This is a genomic window from Streptomyces sp. NBC_00554, from assembly GCF_041431135.1.
GTDB lineage: Bacteria > Actinomycetota > Actinomycetes > Streptomycetales > Streptomycetaceae > Streptomyces.
Genome location: NZ_CP107799.1, coordinates 5880894 through 5899115, shown reverse-complemented (window position 1 = coordinate 5899115; position 18222 = coordinate 5880894). Strand labels below are relative to the sequence as shown.

The 18222-nt window shown below is 69.2% G+C and carries 18 protein-coding genes; 6 read left to right on the top strand and 12 right to left on the bottom strand.

All coding sequences use genetic code 11. The features are described from left to right. Positions 1–12: 12 nt before the first annotated feature. Positions 13–336: a hypothetical protein gene (locus OG266_RS26085; RefSeq protein ID WP_371548728.1), complete on the top strand. Its 324-nt coding sequence runs from the start codon at positions 13–15 to the stop codon at positions 334–336. 50 nt (positions 337–386) lie between these two features. On the opposite strand, the gene OG266_RS26080 is transcribed toward OG266_RS26085, so the two are convergent. After that, positions 387–1268 (bottom strand): hypothetical protein, encoded by an 882-nt coding sequence (locus OG266_RS26080; RefSeq protein ID WP_371548727.1) that lies wholly within the window; start codon positions 1266–1268, stop codon positions 387–389. Positions 1269–1301: 33 nt separating this feature from the next. Next, the gene (locus tag OG266_RS26075) at positions 1302–1709 is read right to left on the bottom strand and encodes an ATP-binding protein (RefSeq protein WP_371548726.1); all 408 of its coding nucleotides are present in this window, start codon (positions 1707–1709) and stop codon (positions 1302–1304) included. A 235-nt stretch (positions 1710–1944) separates the two neighbouring features. Here OG266_RS26075 and OG266_RS26070 point away from each other — a divergent pair, with 235 nt between their 5' ends. Both OG266_RS26070 and OG266_RS26065 read left to right on the top strand, forming a co-directional pair. After that, positions 1945–2796, top strand: coding sequence for a helix-turn-helix transcriptional regulator (locus OG266_RS26070; RefSeq protein WP_266460351.1), 852 nt, complete (start codon positions 1945–1947; stop codon positions 2794–2796). Positions 2797–2805: 9 nt separating this feature from the next. Next, entirely contained in the window at positions 2806–3012 is a 207-nt protein-coding gene (locus OG266_RS26065) for a DUF397 domain-containing protein (protein ID WP_266460348.1), read from the top strand. 24 nt (positions 3013–3036) lie between these two features. On the opposite strand, the gene OG266_RS26060 is transcribed toward OG266_RS26065, so the two are convergent. Continuing rightward, positions 3037–3474 carry a glutaredoxin domain-containing protein gene (locus OG266_RS26060; RefSeq protein WP_371548725.1) on the bottom strand — a complete coding sequence of 146 codons (438 nt, stop codon included), beginning with the start codon at positions 3472–3474 and terminating at the stop codon, positions 3037–3039. A 140-nt stretch (positions 3475–3614) separates the two neighbouring features. On the opposite strand from OG266_RS26060, the gene OG266_RS26055 reads away from it, so the two are divergent. After that, positions 3615–4010, top strand: coding sequence for a hypothetical protein (locus OG266_RS26055; RefSeq protein WP_371548724.1), 396 nt, complete (start codon positions 3615–3617; stop codon positions 4008–4010). Between the two features lie 53 nt (positions 4011–4063). Continuing rightward, a complete protein-coding gene (locus OG266_RS26050; protein ID WP_371548723.1) occupies positions 4064–4243 on the top strand; it encodes a hypothetical protein in 180 nt (59 codons plus the stop codon). Positions 4244–4382: 139 nt separating this feature from the next. On the opposite strand, the gene OG266_RS26045 is transcribed toward OG266_RS26050, so the two are convergent. After that, a complete protein-coding gene (locus tag OG266_RS26045) occupies positions 4383–4880 on the bottom strand; it encodes a YfbM family protein (RefSeq protein WP_371548722.1) in 498 nt (165 codons plus the stop codon). Between the two features lie 262 nt (positions 4881–5142). Here OG266_RS26045 and OG266_RS26040 point away from each other — a divergent pair, with 262 nt between their 5' ends. Next, on the top strand, positions 5143–5985 hold the full coding sequence (locus OG266_RS26040; protein ID WP_266460339.1) for an FkbM family methyltransferase: 843 nt from the start codon (positions 5143–5145) through the stop codon (positions 5983–5985). 91 nt (positions 5986–6076) lie between these two features. Here the strand turns inward: OG266_RS26040 and OG266_RS26035 are convergent, their stop codons facing one another. The 8 genes from OG266_RS26035 to rsmA form a co-directional block, all read right to left on the bottom strand. Further along, entirely contained in the window at positions 6077–6790 is a 714-nt protein-coding gene (locus OG266_RS26035; RefSeq protein ID WP_329547171.1) for a response regulator transcription factor, read from the bottom strand. A gap of 180 nt (positions 6791–6970) precedes the next feature. Next, entirely contained in the window at positions 6971–8791 is a 1821-nt protein-coding gene (locus tag OG266_RS26030) for a PQQ-binding-like beta-propeller repeat protein (protein WP_371548720.1), read from the bottom strand. A gap of 73 nt (positions 8792–8864) precedes the next feature. Next, on the bottom strand, positions 8865–10757 hold the full coding sequence (locus tag OG266_RS26025) for a PQQ-binding-like beta-propeller repeat protein (protein ID WP_371548719.1): 1893 nt from the start codon (positions 10755–10757) through the stop codon (positions 8865–8867). Between the two features lie 397 nt (positions 10758–11154). Further along, positions 11155–12963, bottom strand: coding sequence for an ABC-F family ATP-binding cassette domain-containing protein (locus tag OG266_RS26020; protein WP_266460328.1), 1809 nt, complete (start codon positions 12961–12963; stop codon positions 11155–11157). 236 nt (positions 12964–13199) lie between these two features. Further along, the gene (locus tag OG266_RS26015; RefSeq protein ID WP_371548718.1) at positions 13200–15221 is read right to left on the bottom strand and encodes a nitrate- and nitrite sensing domain-containing protein; all 2022 of its coding nucleotides are present in this window, start codon (positions 15219–15221) and stop codon (positions 13200–13202) included. A gap of 143 nt (positions 15222–15364) precedes the next feature. Beyond that, positions 15365–16144, bottom strand: coding sequence for an MHYT domain-containing protein (locus OG266_RS26010; RefSeq protein ID WP_371548717.1), 780 nt, complete (start codon positions 16142–16144; stop codon positions 15365–15367). A 232-nt stretch (positions 16145–16376) separates the two neighbouring features. Then, on the bottom strand, positions 16377–17282 hold the full coding sequence (locus OG266_RS26005) for a 4-(cytidine 5'-diphospho)-2-C-methyl-D-erythritol kinase (protein WP_371548716.1): 906 nt from the start codon (positions 17280–17282) through the stop codon (positions 16377–16379). Next, a complete protein-coding gene (gene rsmA, locus OG266_RS26000) occupies positions 17279–18166 on the bottom strand; it encodes a 16S rRNA (adenine(1518)-N(6)/adenine(1519)-N(6))-dimethyltransferase RsmA (RefSeq protein WP_266460316.1) in 888 nt (295 codons plus the stop codon). Before rsmA ends, OG266_RS26005 begins: the two co-directional genes overlap by 4 nt. Positions 18167–18222: the final 56 nt, after the last annotated feature.

The window sequence follows — 18222 nt, the reverse complement described above, 5'->3', positions numbered from 1 at the left end:
ATTGGAGAAACCATGTCCGAGTTTTCCGAGAAGGACGTCCAGCGGGAAGTCACCGAACTTCAGGGCAAGTCCGCGACGGCCTTCCGCCTCTTCGACATCCGCCGCATCATCGGCGGCCTCTTCGTCGTCTACGGCATCATCGTCACGATCGCCGGCATCTCCCCGTCCGACGCCGACCTGGAAAAGGCCCAGGACGTCAACATCAACCTCTGGACGGGGCTGGCGATGCTTGCCCTGGGGGTGTTCTTCCTGGTGTGGCTGAAGCTGCGGCCGACCGTGCCGCCGGTGGTTGACGGGGCCGAGGCGCCGCCGTCGTCCTCGTCGCCGTCGGAGTAACTCCCTTGTGCGGGGCCGGGGTTCACTGCGGTGACTCCGGCCTCGTACGGCTATTTGGGCTGGTCGGCGGTGAAGAGGTCGGCGGGGTCGGTCACATGGACGGCCCGTTCCGACCAGATCTTGAGCTGGTCCAGGTCGGTGCAGGCCTGCACCCGAAGCCGGACGGAGTCGGATACCTGGATGCCGCGCAACTCCAGGATCTTCACGATCATCTCGATGCGATCCTCGATACGCCCTTCGTCCCTCAGCTGATCCGCGACCGGATTCTGGAAGAAGTAGTTCACCGGAGCCATCAAGTCCCTCCAAATCTCCTTCGCCTGGGAATCCACCAGGCCAGACGTCACGAGCTGCGCCAACAGAGCCGCGCTTGCCGGGTCAATAGTCTCCAGAGCCACCGCGAGTGGTCCCAGTATCGCAGCGACACCCGGCCCTCTACCATGCGTAATCGCCGAGAGCACCGCGAGCGACGGGTCCCGCACGGCCTCCTTCTCGTCAGCGATCACCGGCACCTGGTCCGGCCCGAGAACCATCGGCCGCACGACGAGCGAGGACCAGCCGGGCAGACCGAACCGGATGGGCTCGGCGGCCCAACGTGCGGTGGAACTGCTCTGGGTCATGACGACCAGCACCGGCTCACAGCGGTACTTTTCGTAGAGGTATGAGAGGTAGTACGGCCAACTCCCCCGTTTCCTCTCGTCCTTCTTACTCTGCGACTCCAGCACCAGCAGGAAGTCACCGTCCTCGGTGTGCACCCGCACCAAACTGTCCACACGCCGCTCGACCGGCTCGATCTCGGTCAAGTCCGTGTTCACCACCGTGAAGCCGCACGGTTCCGGGAACGGCACATGGAACAGCCTCTGGAAGTTGCGGATCAACCCGGCCGTGTCCTTCTGGCCGAAGTGGTGCATCGCCTCATGCGACGAGCTGACCATCGGACCTCCTTTCCATCTGACGTGATCAACGAACTACGCCGCACCGAGGTCACACCACACGTACTTGCCCGTGTCGCCACCCTGCCGCAGCGGATGCCAGCCCCAGTCGTCGGCACAGGCCCGGACGAGGGCGAGGCCGCGGCCCGCTTCCTCGTCGGGGGTCACCGTCAGCTCGTACGGGGGTGGTTCGGGGCTCGCGTCCCACGCACCGATGCGGAGCACTCCGTTTCGGTACTGCAGGCGTAGGGCCGCGGGGCCCTTCGTATGGCGTACGGCATTGGAGACCAGCTCCGCCGCCAGCAGCTCGGCGACGTCCACGAGGCGGATCAGGCCGTGCAGGGTGAGGATCAGGCGGACGGTGCGGCGGCAGACGGGGACGGCACGGGGGTCGTGGGGGATGTGGAGTACGTACTCCCAGGGTTCGGTCTCTGTTTTGGGCATGGGTGAACTCCGGTTGGGGTGAGGGGGGTTAGGGGGCGCTACGGGTAGCGGGCGGTGGCAGTTTCACCGCCGCCGTGGCATGGCGGGGTGGTGCGCTTCCGGGGTCCCGGGGTTCCGCAGTGTGTGCGTCGCGTCACTGACGGTAGAGCCACAATTTGGGACCGCGCAAGCCGCTGCCGTAATCTGCCCCTCGAACGAGTCACTGCCTCACGGCAGTTGGGGCAAGGAGGAAGTCATGGCGCGCAGGCAACAGCCGACCGCACGTCAGCAGCGCCTGGGCGCTGAGCTGCGGAAACTGCGTGAGGCTGCGGGACTCAAGGGACTTGAAGCCGCCGCACTGCTCGGTACGGACTCGGCACAGGTGAGTCAGATTGAGTTCGGCACGGCGGGCGTGAGTGCTGAACGCGTGCGCCGTCTCGCCGCCCATTACGCGTGCACGGACGAGACGCTGGTCGAAGCCCTGACGGCAATGGCGACCGACCGCACTCGGGGCTGGTGGGAGGAGTACCGAGGGGTCCTCCCGCCGGTGTTCCTGGATGTCGCCGAGTTGGAGCACCACGCAACTTCCCTGCGGGAGGTGGTCATCACTCACGTACCTGGACTTCTGCAAACCCCGGACTACGCCCGGGCCGTGTACTCGTACATGGTTCCGGGGCTCCCCGAAAGCGAATTGGAGCCTCGCGTGCAACACCGGCTGAGACGACGAGCTGTCATCGAACGCGACAGCCCCACCCCGTACGAGACGCTCGTCCACGAGTTCGCCCTGCGCATCCGGGTATCCGATCGCCCCACCGCCCGCGCTCAACTCCAGGAAATCCTGAACCAGATCGAGTGCGGTCACGCCACCGTGCGCGTCATCCCCACCGACCAGGACGGCTTCGCGGGCGCCGGAGCCTCGATGATGTACACCGGCGGTCCGGTATCCCCGCTGGACACTGGACTGCGCGATGCCCCGACGGGCACCGCGTTCATCGATGCCGAACCCCAACTGAAGCAACTTCGAACGCTGTTCCGTAGGGTGGAGAATGCGGCGCTGGACCCCACGGCGTCGCGGGACTTCATCCACCGTCTGTCGAAGGAACTGTGAGGCGCTTCCATGACCCAGGGCGTGCGCTGGCAGAAGTCCACCTTCTCCGACGGCGGCGACGGCAACACCTGCGTGGAACTGGCCACCACAGCCGCCCAGTTCGTCCACCTCCGCGAAAGCGACACCCCCACCACCCACCTCACCACCACCCCCGTCCCCCTGGCCCACCTCCTCCACCACATAAAGTCCGGCACCCATGCCACGCCCATGAAGTGAACTCGCCCTCGTTTCCCACCGGGATCACGCGGGAGGGACGAGCTGTTCGCGCACCCAGTCAGGATCGGGGTTGACGTGTGGCCGGCCCGCCACGAAGACCGTCGGTACGGTCTCATTGCCACCGTTGACCGCCCTGACCGCTGCCGCTCCAGCCGGGTCGCGCCAGATGTCGACCCAATGCAACTGGCGGGCGCTACGGCCCAACCGGATACGCAGTCGCAGACAGTACTTACAGCCCGACCGCCAGAAGACGACCGGCCGGCCGTCGACCGCGCTGCGGCGTTGCGCCTCCAGCGCACCGATCGACCTCGGGAAGATCAGAGGCGAGTTCACGCCTGCGAGCGGTACAAACACCAGCAGGAGCACTGCGGCCGCACCGAGGTTCCCCCGGAGGACCTGCGCAGTCGCAACGGCTGAGCCGCAGAGCACAAGCAGCATGGGCAGGATCCAGGCACGCATCATGATGGCGCAGGCTATCGGTGAGCCGAAATGCTCCTCGAACCAGGCTCCAAGTCCGGCGAATCCCCGGCCGGGCAAACTCATTCGAGAAGCCGTTCGAGATCGTGGCACCATGTGCGGCATGACTACGAACCGAAAGGTCCATGCCGCGTAGACGGCCAGGGCACATCCGGGCCGGCATCCCCCGCCGTACGACACCTGACGCGAAGCCGGTCATCGACGGCTTGTCCTCCCGTGCGATGTTCGAGATCTCCCATCTCGAGCGCACCCGCAATTACCTGCAGTCGGGAGACATCGGCAAAGCCGTGCGCCTGTGGAAGGACTACGTCCACCGCCCCCAGGGCCAGCTGTGGCACGACCACGAGTGGGGCAACTCGGACTGGGACTGCTGGGGCAGCCCTTTCGAAGCCCGCGCTCTCCTCGACACCGCGATGCAGGCCATGGCCCCCCGAAGCGCCCGTGAACTCCGCCGGATCATCAGCCGCTTCGACACCGTCTGGAACCAGCCATCACCGCCGTACGGCGCGGACGGAGGCTAGCCTGGAGCTTCAACCCTGCACAGCCGGGACCGACGCCATTTCCGGAGGTCAGCGTGTGTGCTCTGGTCCTGATACTGGCATTTGGTGCCGCGTTGTTGATCATCGGCATCATCCAGGACAACCTCACGACGGCGATCTTCGGCGCCGTAGTACTCGCCTTGGTCGTATGGGCTCTTCTGAGCCCCAAGGGCGACGCGGACGGCGACTACGCCGATGAAGACGGCGAAGCCTAGATTCGGGCATGCTCGCCTTGACCGGCAAGACCCGCCGCTGGGAACCCAAACACCTGCGGCTGCGACTGTTCTTCGCCGCCGACACGACAGCCGGGCCACGGGCATGCGGCGTTTGACGTCCGGGCCGTCCCAAGATGGATCAATCGATCCAGATCAGCATCGCGTGACCGGTGGATGCGGCACCCCGGAAGAACTCCGTCAGGGGAGTGAACAGGTCGCGGGCCCACTCCAAGGAGGCGGGCGAGTCCCAGATTTGGGGGTAGATCTCGGCCTTGATGAGCTCGGAGGGATCGATATCCTGGATGAGCTGGTCATACGTGGTGCGGTGCATGGTGTCAGCGGCCAGCCGTACCCGGTCCGGCGTCAGGTATTGCGGAGGTCCGTAACCCCAGTCATCGGTGCCGAGGGGTTCCTCGCCTTGGACGATGTCGACAGGGAAGGCCGAGCGCCGCAGAAGGAAACCGAGCAGGTGCCATGTCTGGTGCGTGGTGAAGTGCCGCGCGTCGATCGGTGGGGGCTCGCTCTCCTCCTGTGCGTCCTGAACCCCCTCGGCGAGTTCCAACGCCCATTCGGGATCTTTCAGGGCCCGATCCAACTCCGCAGGCGTGACACGTAGGTACTCCCCGTTCATGCTCATGGGCGGCAGCATACGGACGGTGTCCGGCAGCGGGGACGGCCGACCCCAGGCGGAGGTCATCCTGTGCGTCGGGGACATCATGCCGAGGGGCACTCCGACAGCGATCGCGAAGGCCCAGCGAGCGGAATCAGGCGGTCCGCCGACAAGGGCCGCGTGAGCCGCGAACCGTTGGTGAACCCGTCACCACGGCGACCGTTTACGTTCATCTCCTGGGATTCCTGAAGCAGGCGACAGGCCATGGCCACAGCCCTACGATCGCGTAATGCGCCTCTCCGAGCTCGAAGAAGCCAACGCCCGTACGTTGGCCCACTCCACCACCGTCCGGCCGGTCGCTGCGGGCGAGATCATCCGTACCCACCGCAAGAAGCACCCGTTCCGGGGCTTCGTCGAGATCGACTCCCCGTACTGTCCGCCGTTCGTCATGTTCTGCGTGAACGACGACGCGGTGGCCCTCGAAACGTTGTGGAACGGGCATTTCGGGTACGAGCCCGGCACCCTCGGCACCTGGGCACGGCTGGCCGAGCAGAGCGCGACGATCGCCGACGTCGGTGCGCACGTCGGGTACTTCTCGATGATCGCCGCGCTCGCCAACCCCGCCGCGAAGGTGCACTCGTTCGAGCCGGTGGACCAGGTCCACGCCCGCCTCGCGGTGAACGTGCGGGCGAACGGCGCGCAGAACGTGAAGCGCTACCAGGCGGGTATATCCAGCGAGGCCGGGTGGGCCGACATCAGCGTCCGCTTCTCGGCGAACCTCCTGTCGACGGGCTCGTCCCTGGAGCAGGTCCCCGACGGCGCCGAACTGAAGCGCATCCAGCTGCTGACCCTCGACGAACTGTTCGCCGACACCAAGCTGGACCTCATCAAGATCGACGTCGAGGGACACGAGATGTCGGTCCTGAAGGGCGCTCGGCAGGTGCTGAAGCGCGACCGGCCGAACGTGATCCTGGAGGCGCTGGTCAACGCGCCGCTGGACCCGCTCCTCGAGGAGTTCGGCCCGCTCGGCTACGAGTGCAACTGGATCGCCGAAGCCGACGGGTCACTCGTCCCGTCGACCGAGCCCCGGCCGAAGGGCACGCGGAACCTGCTCTTCACGCCCGTCGAGTAGGACCCCGGGCCGCCCACCACGAGTGCCGGGGAGGGCCGGACGTATCGTCCGGCCACGCCCCGGCGTGGCTACCGCTACCCCTACCGCGCGGCTACGGCGTATGCCGCGGATCCTGCGGGAGGTCGAGGGACGACACCGTCACCGGCCCCGCCCGGTCCAGCAGCCCCGTACGGGCCGCCAGCGCCGCCGCCTCCAGCCGTGACCCCACCCCCAGCTTCATCAGCACCCGCTGGACATGGGTCCGTGCCGTGGACGGCGCGATCCCCATGCCGGCCGCGATGAGCCGCGTATCCTCACCGTCCGCGACCCGCACCAGGACCTCGACCTCCCTCGGCGTCAGCATCTGGAGCAGCCGCTGCCCCTCGTCGTCGGGCTGTGCCGCCGGGTTGAGCAGTTCGCTGAAGGCGCCCTGGAGCAACTGCGGGGCGACGGCCGCCTCCCCCGCTCTCGCCTTCATGATCGCGCGCTCGACGCCCTCTATGCGCTCGTCGTGGCGTACGTATCCGGAGGCGCCGGCCGCGAACGCGGCAGCGATGCCGCGCGGGTTCGGGACCGGGCCCAGCACCAGGACCGCCACCTGCGGGCGCTCCTTCTTGATCTTCACCACCGGGTCGAAGATCCCCGGCTCGGCGGGCGTCGCCGTACCGATCAGGCACACCTCGGGTGCCCGTGTGATCACCAGCTCCGCCGCCCCCGCGGCGGGCGCGGCCGCGGCCAGCACCCGGTGCCCGCGCAACTTCAACGCCGAGGCCAAGGCCTCGGCGAGCAGTCGGTGGTCGTCGACCACCATGAGCCGCACTCCCATCGAGCAACCCCCCAGTTCCCCCAAGCATCCCCACTGGTTCCCCGTGGATTAGGAGCCCCCCGGCTCTCCATCACCCGGAAGCTACACGCTTGTTCGACGTTGCGCTTCCCCTACAGGAGAGAAGTGCCCCGGATTACCGAAATTCCTCGCATTCGGGAGTGATGAGAGGTTAGACCTACGCTAGTCGGTGCCGAATCCGAGCGCCGTGTACTCCTTCTCGTCCGCCGAGTACGGCTTGCTGATCAGGTCCTTGCCCATGAAGAGGCGGCCGCTGGTGTACAGCAGCTCGGAGCTCTTGGGGACCATGCCGCTGATGGCGCTCAGCACGCTGTCATCTGCCGGGGTCTCCAGAAGCGTCGTCTGCTTCAGCGACTTGCCGTCCACGGAGATGACCTGGGGGCCGACGTCGCTCGAACCGTCCTTGTACGCGAGGACGTTCCCGCCGTCCATGCGCATCGGGAAGATCTCGTTGCCGTCGCCCGCGTCGATCTTGTCGCCGGTGGTCTTACCGGTGGCCAGCGAGAACGAGATGATCTCGTTGGTCAGGCCGTACTCGCCGGTGCCGTCGTGCTGCCTGGTCGGAACGTAGAGCTTGTCGTTGCCCACCACGATCGCCTTGCAGGCGTACACCTCTCCGACACCACAGTCGTGGTCGTACTTGCCGTCCTCCAGCGTGATCTTGACCCGCAGCTTGCCGTTGTCGTCCAGCGAGAAGACGTCCGAGGCACCGGAGGCCGTGATGTCGGCGGAGTCCACACCGAACACGACGGGCTTGGTGGAGATCACCTTGGCGTTGTCGATGCCACTGGGCAGCTTGTACGTCCACTTCACGCTGCCCGACTTCGGGTCGAGCAGCTGAACCTCGTACGTCTCACTGCCGTAGTCACCGCACTTGCGGACCGCGACCAGCTGTTCCCCGCCCGCGTAGCCGACGTCCGCGCACGTGTCGACCTTCGGCTGCCACAGCGCCTTGCCGGACTTCACCTCGAAGGCGGCTCCGCCGTCGTAGCCGCCGCCGACCGCGACGGTGGTGCCGGAGATGGTGACTTCCTCGAACGCCGCCTTCCGGCCGCTGATCGCAGCGGTCTTCGTCCAGAGCTTCTTGCCGGTACTCACGTCGAACGCGGTGACCTGCGTGCAGTCCTCGTGATCGCCCTCGCTGTTGCGCTTGGCGCCCTCGGTGACCACGGCGGCGATCCCGTCCTCGGTGACCTCCCGCGAGCCCGCGCAGGTCTGGCCGGACAGCGGGAGCGTCCACTTCTCGCTGCCGGTGTCCGGGTCGTAGCCCACGATCTCGTTGACGCCGCTCTTGGCGTACACCGAGTCGGTGAGCCAGGAGCCCACGACGCTGTCGATCTGGTCGTCCTTGACCTCCGGCGCGGGCACCTGGAAGAGGACCTCGGCGGCCGGGTCGGCCGGAGCCTTCTCCAGGCCGGTGCCGCCCGAGGTGTCGGCGCCCGTGTCGTCCTTGCCGCCGGTGCCGCCGGTGGTGTCCGAGGAGTTGTTCTTGCTGTCGTCCCCGCCGTCCGTGCCGGAGGAGTTCGCGTACCAGACACCGCCGCCGACGATCAGCGCGACGGCCACCACGGCCGCCACGATGATGACCATCGAGCTGTTGAACTTCCGCCCGCCGCCTCCGCCTTGGGGCGGCTGCGCGTAGGGAGGCTGCTGCTGCGGATAGCCGTACGGGGGCTGCTGCTGGCCCGGGTAGCCGTAGCCCGGCCCCGGCTGGCCCGCCGGGGGCGGGGTCTGCGGATAGCCGTACGACGGCTGCGGCGAGGCGGGCGGGGCCGCCTGCGGGTAGCCGTACCCCGGGCCCTGCGCGGGCGGCGGGGGCGTCGGGGAGCCGAAGCCACCCGGGGGCGGGCTCTGAGGCGCGCCGAAGCCTCCCGGCGGCGGGTCCTGCGGCGCGCCGAAACCACCCGGGGGCGGGTCCTGGGGCGCGCCGAAGCCTCCCTGCGGGGGCTGGTTCGGGGGCGGCGGGGGCGGCGGCTGGGTCATGACGTGTGTACCTCGGAAGTGGGGACGATGGAGGAGGTGGGCGGGGAGACCTGAGAGGCGAGGCCGAGGCCGGTCACTCGCCGAACGCCAGCATCAACTTCTCCTTCTCCTCGCCCGTGCCCGTCAGCCGGGTGGTGGAGATGTAGAAGCGCCCGTCCACGTAGTCGACCGTCTTCGAGTAGAAGCCGTTCTCGATGTCCGCGGTGCCCGCCGGGTTCTGCAGCAGCTTCGTGGTCTTGTGGCTGCTCCCGGTCGTCGGGATCGACACGACCTGGCCACCGCCGTCGTACGACGGCTGGACGTACGCGATGAGATTCGTGCCGTCCATCTTCAGCGGCAGCATCGACTCGTCCGCCGGGGACTTGACGCGCCACTTCTCCTTGCCGGTGTCCAGGCTGATCGCGACGATCTCGTTGGCGCCGGTCGTCGCCTCGGTCGGCAGGTAGAGGGTGCTCGCGTCGGCGGCCGTGCCCACGCAGCCCTGAAGGTCACGGGCGAGGATGGCCCAGCCGCACTCCGGCGCGAAGGACTCGTCGACGTCGACCTGGGAGAGGAGTGTGCCGTCGTTCTTCAGCGTGGAGACGTTCCACTGGTCCTTCTCCTCGTTGGTGAGGTAGAGGACGACGGGGTCGACGGAGTAAGTACGCGCGACCGTCCAGCCCTTGGGGATCGTCTTGGTCCACTTGACCTTGCCGGTCTTCGGGTCGAGCTCCTGCACCTCGTCGTGCTCGTTGTCGTTGCCGGCACCGCAGGAAGCGACGGAGAGCAGCTTGGTGCCGCCCGTGAACCCCGAGGGGTAGCAGGCCTGCCCGTACTTCTCCTTTTCCCACAGCTTCTTGCCGGTGGCGGCGTCGTACGCCGTGCCCGACATCGAACGGCCCACCATCAGGGTGTCGCCGACGAGGGAGAGTTCGATGGACAGGGCACTGTCGAAGAGCGCGCCGTCGGCGACCTTCGCGGTCCAGCCCTTCGCACCGGTGGCGAGGTCGATCTCCTGGAGCTGGTTGCACTTGGCGCTGTCGCTCGCACCGCTCATGTAGGCGATGACGATCTTCTCGTCGGACGTCTTCTGCGTGGTGACCGCACAGATCTTCTGCGGGAACGCGAGGGCGTCCCAAGCGGGCTGCCCGTCACCGACGTTGTACGCGAAGATCTGCTTGTACGCCGCCTTCACCGCGACCTTGTCGGTGATCCACAGGCCAGGAGCGTCAGCGCCGGAACCGGGCGCGTCGGGCGCCTCCTTGTACCAGAGCACCTTCGACTCACCGGCCTGCCGGCCCTCGTTGAGGTTCTCGGGGTCGTCGCCGCCGTCGCCGCTGCCGTCACCCGGGTTGACCGGGCCGTCGGAACCCGTGGCCTTGCCGTCGTCGGCACTCTTGTCCGCGACCGGCTTCTTGCCGCCGTCACCGCCACTGCTGCTGACGGCGAACACGGCGCCGCCGATGACGAGCAGCGCGGCCACCGCGGCACCGATGATCACCGCGGGCTTGCCGCGGAAGGGGTTCTTGGTACCGCCGCCGGGGGGCGGGGTGCCCGGTGCGCCCGGGTACTGCGCCTGGGGCGGGTAGCCGTAGCCGGGGTGCTGGCCGTAGGGGCCGGACTGTCCGTACGGGCCCGGCTGTTGGGGCTGGCCGTAGGGGCCCGGCTGCTGCGGCGGCTGGCCGTACGGGCCTGGTTGGCCGTAGGGGCCGGGCTGTTGGGGGTAGCCGTAGCCGGGCTGGGGTGTGCCGGCGGGCGGCGGGGTCTGCGCGGGCGCGGGGGCGTGCGGGGGTTGCGCGGGGGGCGGCGGAGCGCCTTGGGGCGTGCCTTGCGGCGGGCCCGGAGGGGTGCTCGGCGGCGTGTTCGGGGGCGCGCCGAAACCGCCCTGCGCCCGCGGGTCCTGCGGTGCGCCGAATCCACCTTCCCCCGGCTGGTCCTGCGGTGCTCCGAAACCGCCCTGCGGCGGCTGACTCGGCGGCTGACTCATCAGCGCGTCCCCCTCTTCACTGATGTGGCGCCCCACCGGCGGCGCTGGATTCCCGCCATACCCGGTGGTTCTCAGACTTTTCTCAGACGGCTCTTTCTATCACTGTGGCGGCCTATGACACCGGGCCGGTGCTCCCCCTGTTCCCAAGGGAGGACCGGCCCGTGATGCCCTCGTTACGCGCCTTCACGGGGCCTTCACGCCCCGCGCGCGGCACCCTCGCGAGGGCATACGTGTGCAACAAGCGCGGGTTTCGCAGGGCACGCGCGGGGCGCGGCCAAGTACCGCACGCGGCACGCGAATTGCGCACGCCCGGCGTGCACGGCGCACGCGCCCCGGCTTACACGTCCTACGCCCCCGCCGGCTTTGCGCGCCCCCGCCCCCGCGTGCGCGGCGCGGCTTACGCGTCCTCCGCCAGCTCCAGCCAGCGCATTTCCAGCTCCTCGCGCTCCCCCACCAACTCCCGCAGCTCTGCGTCGAGTTTGGCGACCTTCGCGAAGTCCGTGGCGTTGTCGGCGATTTGGGCGTGCAGCTTGGTCTCCTTCTGGGAGACCTTGTCCAGTTGCCGCTCGATCTTCTGGAGCTCCTTCTTGGCGGCGCGGGCGTCGGCGGACGAGGCGGCCTTGGCGGTGGGCGCCGGCGAGGAGGCGAGTACGGCGGCGGCCGCGACCTCCTCCATCTTCTTGCGGCGCTCCAGGTACTCGTCGATCCCGCGCGGCAGCATCCGCAGCGTGGCGTCGCCGAGCAGTGCGAACACGTTGTCCGTCGTCCGCTCGATGAAGAACCGGTCGTGGGAGATCACGATCATCGAGCCGGGCCACCCGTCGAGCAGGTCTTCCAGCTGGGTGAGGGTCTCGATGTCGAGGTCGTTGGTGGGCTCGTCGAGGAAGAGGACGTTCGGCTCGTCCATCAGCAGGCGCAGCAGCTGAAGCCGCCGCCGCTCACCACCGGAGAGGTCTCCGACGGGCGTCCACTGCTTGTCCTTGTTGAAGCCGAACGTCTCGCAGAGCTGGCCCGCGGTCAGCTCGCGCCCCTTGCCGAGGTCGACCCGGTCGCGTACGGCCTGGACGGCCTGCAACACCCGCCAGGTGGGGTCGAGTTCGGCGACTTCCTGCGAGAGGTAGGCGAGCTTGACGGTCTTGCCGGTGACGATCTGCCCGGCGACGGGCTGCTTCTCGCCGTCGCTGCGGGCGGCGTCGGCCATGGCCTTCAGGAGCGAGGTCTTGCCGGCGCCGTTGACGCCGACCAGGCCCACCCGGTCGCCCGGGCCGAGGTGCCAGGTCAGATGCTTGAGCAGCACCTTGGGACCGGCCTGGACGGTGACGTCCTTGAGGTCGAAGACGGTCCTGCCGAGCCGGGAGCTGGCGAACTTCATCAGCTCGGAGCTGTCCCGCGGCGGCGGCACGTCCGCGATCAGTTCGTTGGCGGCCTCGACGCGGAAGCGCGGCTTGGACGTACGGGCGGGGGCGCCGCGCCGCAGCCAGGCGAGCTCCTTGCGCACCAGGTTCTGCCGCTTCACTTCCTCCGTGGCGGCGATGCGCTCACGCTCGGCGCGCGCGAAGACGTAGTCCGAGTAGCCGCCCTCGTACTCGTACACGTCGCCCTTCTGCACGTCCCACATGCGGGTGCAGACCTGGTCGAGGAACCAGCGGTCGTGGGTGACGCAGACGAGGGCCGAGCGGCGCTCGCTCAGGTGCCGGGCGAGCCAGGAGATGCCCTCCACGTCCAGATGGTTGGTCGGCTCGTCCAGGATGACCAGGTCCTGGTCCTCGATGAGCAGCTTCGCCAGGGCGATGCGGCGGCGCTCGCCGCCGGAGAGGGGGCCGATGACGGTGTCGAGTCCCAGCGGGAAACCTGGCAGGTCGAGGCCGCCGAACAGGCCCGTCAGTACGTCCCTGATCTTGGCGTTGCCCGCCCACTCGTGGTCGGCCATGTCCCGGATGACCTCGTGCCGGACGGTGGCCTCGGGGTCGAGGGAATCGTGCTGCGTCAGTACGCCGAGGGTCAGGCCGCCGGAGTGCGTGACCCGCCCGGTGTCCGCCTCCTCCAGCTTGGCGATCATCCGGATGAGGGTCGTCTTCCCGTCGCCGTTGCGGCCGACCACGCCGATGCGGTCGCCCTCGCTGACGCCGAGGGAGACTCCGTCGAGCAGTGCACGTGTGCCGTACACCTTGCTGACGGACTCCACATTGACCAGGTTGACGGCCATTTCTCTCCTGACAAGGGGGACGATCGACCCTCAAGGGTAGTCCGCGCGTCGGCGTGGGCTGAGCCGCGGTTTTTTCGCCCCCTCCGCCCCTACCCGTCCCATGCTTCCGGGCTACGCCCGGTGTCAGCCCGTCCGGCGTTTGAGGACGAGCGCGTCAGCGCGATGCGGGGGTCTGGGGGCGGCAGCCCCCAGGAACGGGACGGGAAGGGGCGGAGGGGGCGAGAACCCGTAGTTCCTCAGACGCCCCCGTCAGCAAGCCGCTGCCGCGGGATCAGCGCCGACGCCGGAGCCAGGGACCGTCCCTGCCCGCCGCCCTCGGCGATGGAGCGGTCGTGGACCGGCATGTCGTCCCGGAGCAGGGGCTCCGGGATGAAGACGGCCGCGGTCACGCCTCCGCTCGGCGTCTGCCGGAGCTCGATCCGCAGACCCTGCCGCTCGGCGAGGCGGTTCACCACGAACAGCCCGATCTGCTTGGCGTCGAGGAGATCGACCCGCTGGGCCTGGATCTTCCGGTTCGCCTCGGCCATCGCCTCCTCGTTCATGCCGAAGCCGCTGTCCTCGACCTCGACGAGGACACCGTCCCGCAGCCGGGCGGCCTTCAGCTGCACCTTGGTGCTGGGCGGCGAGAAGGCCGCGGCGTTCTCGACGAGCTCGGCGAGAAGGTGGATCACGTCGGCGACCGAACCGCCGGCGACCGAGACACGGGGTACGGCCCAGATCTGGACGCGGGTGGCGTCCTCGATCTCGGCGACGGCGGCACGCAGTACGTCGGACAGCGCGATCGGCGTACGCCACCCACGCCCCGGCGCGATCCCGGAGAGGATGAGCAGGCTCTCGGAGTGCCGCCGCATCCGGGTGGCGAGGTAGTCGACCCGGTACAGGTCCTGCAACTCCATCGCGTCCCGCTGCCGTTGCTCCATGGCGGACAGCAGATCCAGCTGCCGGTGCAGCAGCACCTGGCTGCGCCGGGCGAGGCTGACGTACACCCCGGAGATCCCGCTCAGCAGCTCGGCCCGCTCGGACGCGGCCTTGAGCGCGGCCCGCTGCACGGCGGTCAACGCGGTGCCCACCTGGGCCAGTTCGTCACCGACGAGTCGCCGCATGGGCGCCTCGGCGTCGATGTCGACGCCCTGCCCGGCGTGCAGCCGGCGCATGGCCTGCGGCAGCCGACGGCCGGCGACCTCCAGCGCGGAGTTCCGCAGATCGAGCAGTTCGACGATGAGCCCGCGTCCGACGAGCACGGACACGAGCAGCGACAGCAGTACGCCGATCAGTCCCAGGAGCATCGCGACGCCGGACGCGCCGAGCGTGGCCCAGCCGAACGGGTTCGCCTTCGCCGCGGCGGCGGTACCGGCCCCCGCCTCGGCCTTGGCCAGCCCCTTAAGGACGGCGGAAACGGAGTCGTCCCAGCCCGCCAGCAGACCGGCCGACACACCGGAGGCCCCGGGCCCGGCGCTGCGCACCCGGTTCTCGACGGCCTGCAGCTTCGCGTAACTGTCGCCCGCCAGAACGGTGTTGTACGCCGTCCGGTGCGCGGCCTTCAGGTCGGCGACCGCGGGCTTCAGCAGCGCCCGCTGCGTGGCGACGGCCCCGGTGAACAGCGCGTACTGGTCGGTCGTCAGCGACCCGGCCCCGCTCCCGGCGACGAGCAGCGCCTGTTCCTGGGCAACTGCCTCGCGGGCGCGGGAGAGTTCGAGGACGACGCGGGCCTCGGAGGTCGCGTCGGTGGTCTCGTCGCCGGTGAGCGCGCCGGTGACGGAGAAGCCGTGCTCGATGATCGCGGAGTACTTCGTGAACGCGGCGGAGGGGTTCGCCCCCTCCACACCGACCTCGGTGCGCAGGGCCGAAAGACCGCCCGCGTCGGATTCGAGGCGGTCGAGACGGCCGGGCAGCGCGGCGTTGAGCAGTTCGGCGTCGGAGCCGCTCGCGTCGACACCGGTGAGCAGCGTGGTGGAGGCCTTGTCGGTGGCGGCCCGCGCCGTCTCCAGGGCGGCGAGGCTGCGGGCACCCGGTGCGGCCACGTACCTCAGGGTGGCGGTCCGCTCGCCCTGCAGGGTGGTGACGAAGTCGCCGACGGGGGTGAGGAGTTCGGAGTTGACGTCCTTGGCCCGTTCCAGGTCGCCGATGCTGGACGCCGTGGTCACGGCGGCGAAGCCCCACAGTGCCATCAGGGACACGATGGGCAGCATGAGCAGGGCGACGATCTTCGCGCGAACGGATCTGGGACGCAGCCGGTCGGGCGTGCGGGGGACACGCATGGGGGGACCTCGTTCAGGGGGAGTTCAAGCGACGTACGGAAGGGGGCGGTTCAAGGGACGTACGGGCGGTGCGGGCGCCCGGACGACGGGGAGCTCAAGTGCTGGACAGCTTCAAGTGCTCGACAGCTCAAGGGTTGGACAGCTCAGGCGGTGGACAGCTCGACCTGGCGGAGCAGTTCGGCGGCGGCGGCCGACTCGTGTCGCTTGCCGGTCGGGGACAGTGCGACGTACGCGGAGGTCAGGAAGAGGAACGAACCGAGCACCACGGCGAGCGGGAAGATGAACTCGGTTGCCGTGGCCCCGGAAAGCGTCGCGCTGCTGGGCGCGAGGCTGATGCTCACGGCCCACATCCCGGTGTAGTGCATGCTGACGACCGCGAGACCCATGACGAGGGCCGCGAGGGTGGCGAGGACGGGCCCGCGGACGATGAGGGTGAGCGTCAGCGCGGCGGTCGCGGCGACGACGGCGATGATGACGGAGGCGATGACGAGCGTGGGGTCGTAGTCGACCGTGGCGTTCAGGTTGAGCGCGGCCATGCCCGTGTAGTGCATGGCGGCGACGCCGAGCCCGGTGCCGATCCCGCCGAGCGTCACGGCCCGTACGCGGGAGCGCCCGTACCCGGCGGTGAAGACGCCCGCCCCGACGACCGCGACCGCCATCAGCAGGCTGAGCACGGTGAGCGGGACGTCGTACCGGATCGGTGTCCCGTCGACGGCGAAGCCCATCATCGCGATGAAGTGCATGGTCCAGATGCCGGAGCCGATGGCGATGGAGGCCATCAGCAGCCAGTTCCGTTTCGAGGCTCCGTCGGCCTCAAGTGCCCTGACCGTGCAGCGCAGTCCGAGCGCCGAGCCGACGCAGGCCATCGCGTAGGACAGGACCGGAGTGACCCATCCGGCGCTGAAGTGGTCCATGTGTCCCATGGGGAACCCCTCTCGTCCGGCGAGCGGGCATGGCCGCGCACACGGAAGTACCGCCGGTAACAGGAGACCGGGGAGGCCTGATCATGCCAGCCTCCGCTGAGGGGCAGACCGCACGAAAGGGACCATGGGGGGCGATAGATCAGAATAAAGTTACCGTGACGTAGGTTACACGTGGACCTTCACATTTATGCAGGTCAGGTGAAGGTGGGGTGAGGTCGGTGCCCGAGTCGGGTCAGTGACCGAGCACCGTGGCGCCCGGCGCCGCTCCCGACGCCGTGCGCACCGTCCGGCAGGTGCCGGAGGCCGACAGCGCCTCGGCCACCTCGGCCGCCGACTCCGGATCACGGGCGAGGAACGCCGTGGTCGGACCCGAACCGGAGACGAGCGCGGCGAGGGCGCCGGCGGCGCGGCCGGCGGCCAGGGTGTCGGCGAGCTCCGGGAAAAGCGAAAGCGCGGCGGGCTGCAGGTCGTTGGAGACCGCGGCGGCGAGCGCGGCGGCGTCTCCCTTCGCGAGGGCGGCGAACAGTTCCTGCGAGGCGACGGGCTCGGGGATCCGTACGCCCTCGTTCATCCGGTCGAACTCCCGGAACACCGCCGGGGTGGACAGCCCGCGCCCGGCCATCGCGAACACCCAGTGGAAGGTCCCGCCGACCTCGAGCGCCCGCAGCCGCTCGCCCCGTCCGAGGCCGAGCGCCGCCCCGCCCACCAGGCTGAACGGCACGTCGCTGCCCAACTCGGCGCAGATGTCGAGGAGTTCCTCGCGCGAGGCGTTCGTACCCCACAGGGTGTCGCAGGCGAGCAGCGCGCCGGCTCCGTCGGCGCTGCCGCCCGCCATGCCGCCCGCGACGGGGATGTCCTTGGCGATGTGGATGTGCACGTGGGGGTCCACGCCGTACCTGCGGCCGAGCTCGATGGCCGCCCGCGCCGCCAAATTCGTCACGTCAAGGGGGACTTGGTCGGCATCAGGACCCGAGCAGGTGACGCTCAGCTCGTCCGCCGCCGTCACCGTGACCTCGTCGTACAGGCCGACCGCGAGAAAGACGTTGGCCAGGTCGTGGAAGCCGTCGGGGCGGGCGCCGCCCACCGCGAGCTGGACGTTGACCTTGGCGGGGACACGTACGGTCACGGACTCGGTCACTTGGCCGCGGACTCCTCGTTCTCGACGACACGGTTCTCGGCGATGCGGGCGAACTCCTCGACGGTGAGGGACTCGCCGCGGGCCTGCGGCGAGACCCCGGCGGCGACGAGCGCGGTCTCGGCCGCCGCCGCGGAACCGGCCCACCCGGCGAGCGCGGCCCTGAGCGTCTTCCGCCGCTGCGCGAACGCCGCGTCCACCACCGCGAACACCTCGCGCCTGGACGCCGTGGTCTTGATCGGCTCGGTGCGCCTGGTGAGCGCCACGAGCCCGCTGTCGACGTTGGGCGCCGGCCAGAAGACGTTGCGCCCGATGGAACCGGCCCGCTTCACGTCCGCGTACCAGTTGGCCTTCACCGACGGGACGCCGTACACCTTCGAGCCGGGCGGGGCCGCGAGCCGGTCCGCCACCTCGGCCTGCACCATCACGAGCGTGCGCTCGATGGTCGGGAAGGTCTCGAGCATGTGCAGCAGTACGGGAACGGCGACGTTGTACGGGAGGTTCGCGACGAGCGCGGTGGGCGCGGCGCCGGGCAGCTCCCGTACCTGCATCGCGTCGGAGTGCACGAGCGAGAAACGCCCGGCGCGGGTCGGCATGCGCGCGGCGATGGTCGCGGGGAGCGCTCCGGCGAGTACGTCGTCGATCTCCACGGCGACGACCGCGTCGGCGGCCTCCAGCAGCGCGAGGGTCAGCGAGCCGAGCCCTGGGCCCACCTCGACGACCACGTCGTCCGGGCGTACGCCGGCGGTGCGCACGATACGACGCACCGTGTTCGCGTCGATCACGAAGTTCTGGCCGCGCTGCTTGGTGGGCCGCACGCCGAGGGCTCCCGCGAGTTCGCGGATCTCGGCGGGGCCCAGGAGGGCGTCGGGGGTGGGGCTGGTCACGGAGTAAGGGTACGGGCTGGAGATTTCCAGCCCGTCCGGCGTTTGAGGACGAGCGC

Bases quoted from the DNA above. Each gene is read 5' to 3' on its own strand.
- OG266_RS26060 (WP_371548725.1), bottom strand. From the start codon at position 3,474: ATGATGCGTGCCTGGATCCTGCCCATGCTGCTTGTGCTCTGCGGCTCA.
- OG266_RS26085 (WP_371548728.1), top strand. From the start codon at position 13: ATGTCCGAGTTTTCCGAGAAGGACGTCCAGCGGGAAGTCACCGAACTT.
- OG266_RS26040 (WP_266460339.1), top strand. From the start codon at position 5,143: ATGCGCCTCTCCGAGCTCGAAGAAGCCAACGCCCGTACGTTGGCCCAC.
- OG266_RS26030 (WP_371548720.1), bottom strand. From the start codon at position 8,791: ATGACCCAGCCGCCGCCCCCGCCGCCCCCGAACCAGCCCCCGCAGGGA.
- OG266_RS26020 (WP_266460328.1), bottom strand. From the start codon at position 12,963: ATGGCCGTCAACCTGGTCAATGTGGAGTCCGTCAGCAAGGTGTACGGC.
- OG266_RS26025 (WP_371548719.1), bottom strand. From the start codon at position 10,757: ATGAGTCAGCCGCCGAGTCAGCCGCCGCAGGGCGGTTTCGGAGCACCG.
- OG266_RS26065 (WP_266460348.1), top strand. From the start codon at position 2,806: ATGACCCAGGGCGTGCGCTGGCAGAAGTCCACCTTCTCCGACGGCGGC.
- OG266_RS26075 (WP_371548726.1), bottom strand. From the start codon at position 1,709: ATGCCCAAAACAGAGACCGAACCCTGGGAGTACGTACTCCACATCCCC.
- OG266_RS26045 (WP_371548722.1), bottom strand. From the start codon at position 4,880: ATGAGCATGAACGGGGAGTACCTACGTGTCACGCCTGCGGAGTTGGAT.
- OG266_RS26010 (WP_371548717.1), bottom strand. From the start codon at position 16,144: ATGGGACACATGGACCACTTCAGCGCCGGATGGGTCACTCCGGTCCTG.
- OG266_RS26080 (WP_371548727.1), bottom strand. From the start codon at position 1,268: ATGGTCAGCTCGTCGCATGAGGCGATGCACCACTTCGGCCAGAAGGAC.
- OG266_RS26055 (WP_371548724.1), top strand. From the start codon at position 3,615: ATGCCGCGTAGACGGCCAGGGCACATCCGGGCCGGCATCCCCCGCCGT.
- OG266_RS26070 (WP_266460351.1), top strand. From the start codon at position 1,945: ATGGCGCGCAGGCAACAGCCGACCGCACGTCAGCAGCGCCTGGGCGCT.
- OG266_RS26015 (WP_371548718.1), bottom strand. From the start codon at position 15,221: ATGCGTGTCCCCCGCACGCCCGACCGGCTGCGTCCCAGATCCGTTCGC.
- OG266_RS26035 (WP_329547171.1), bottom strand. From the start codon at position 6,790: ATGGGAGTGCGGCTCATGGTGGTCGACGACCACCGACTGCTCGCCGAG.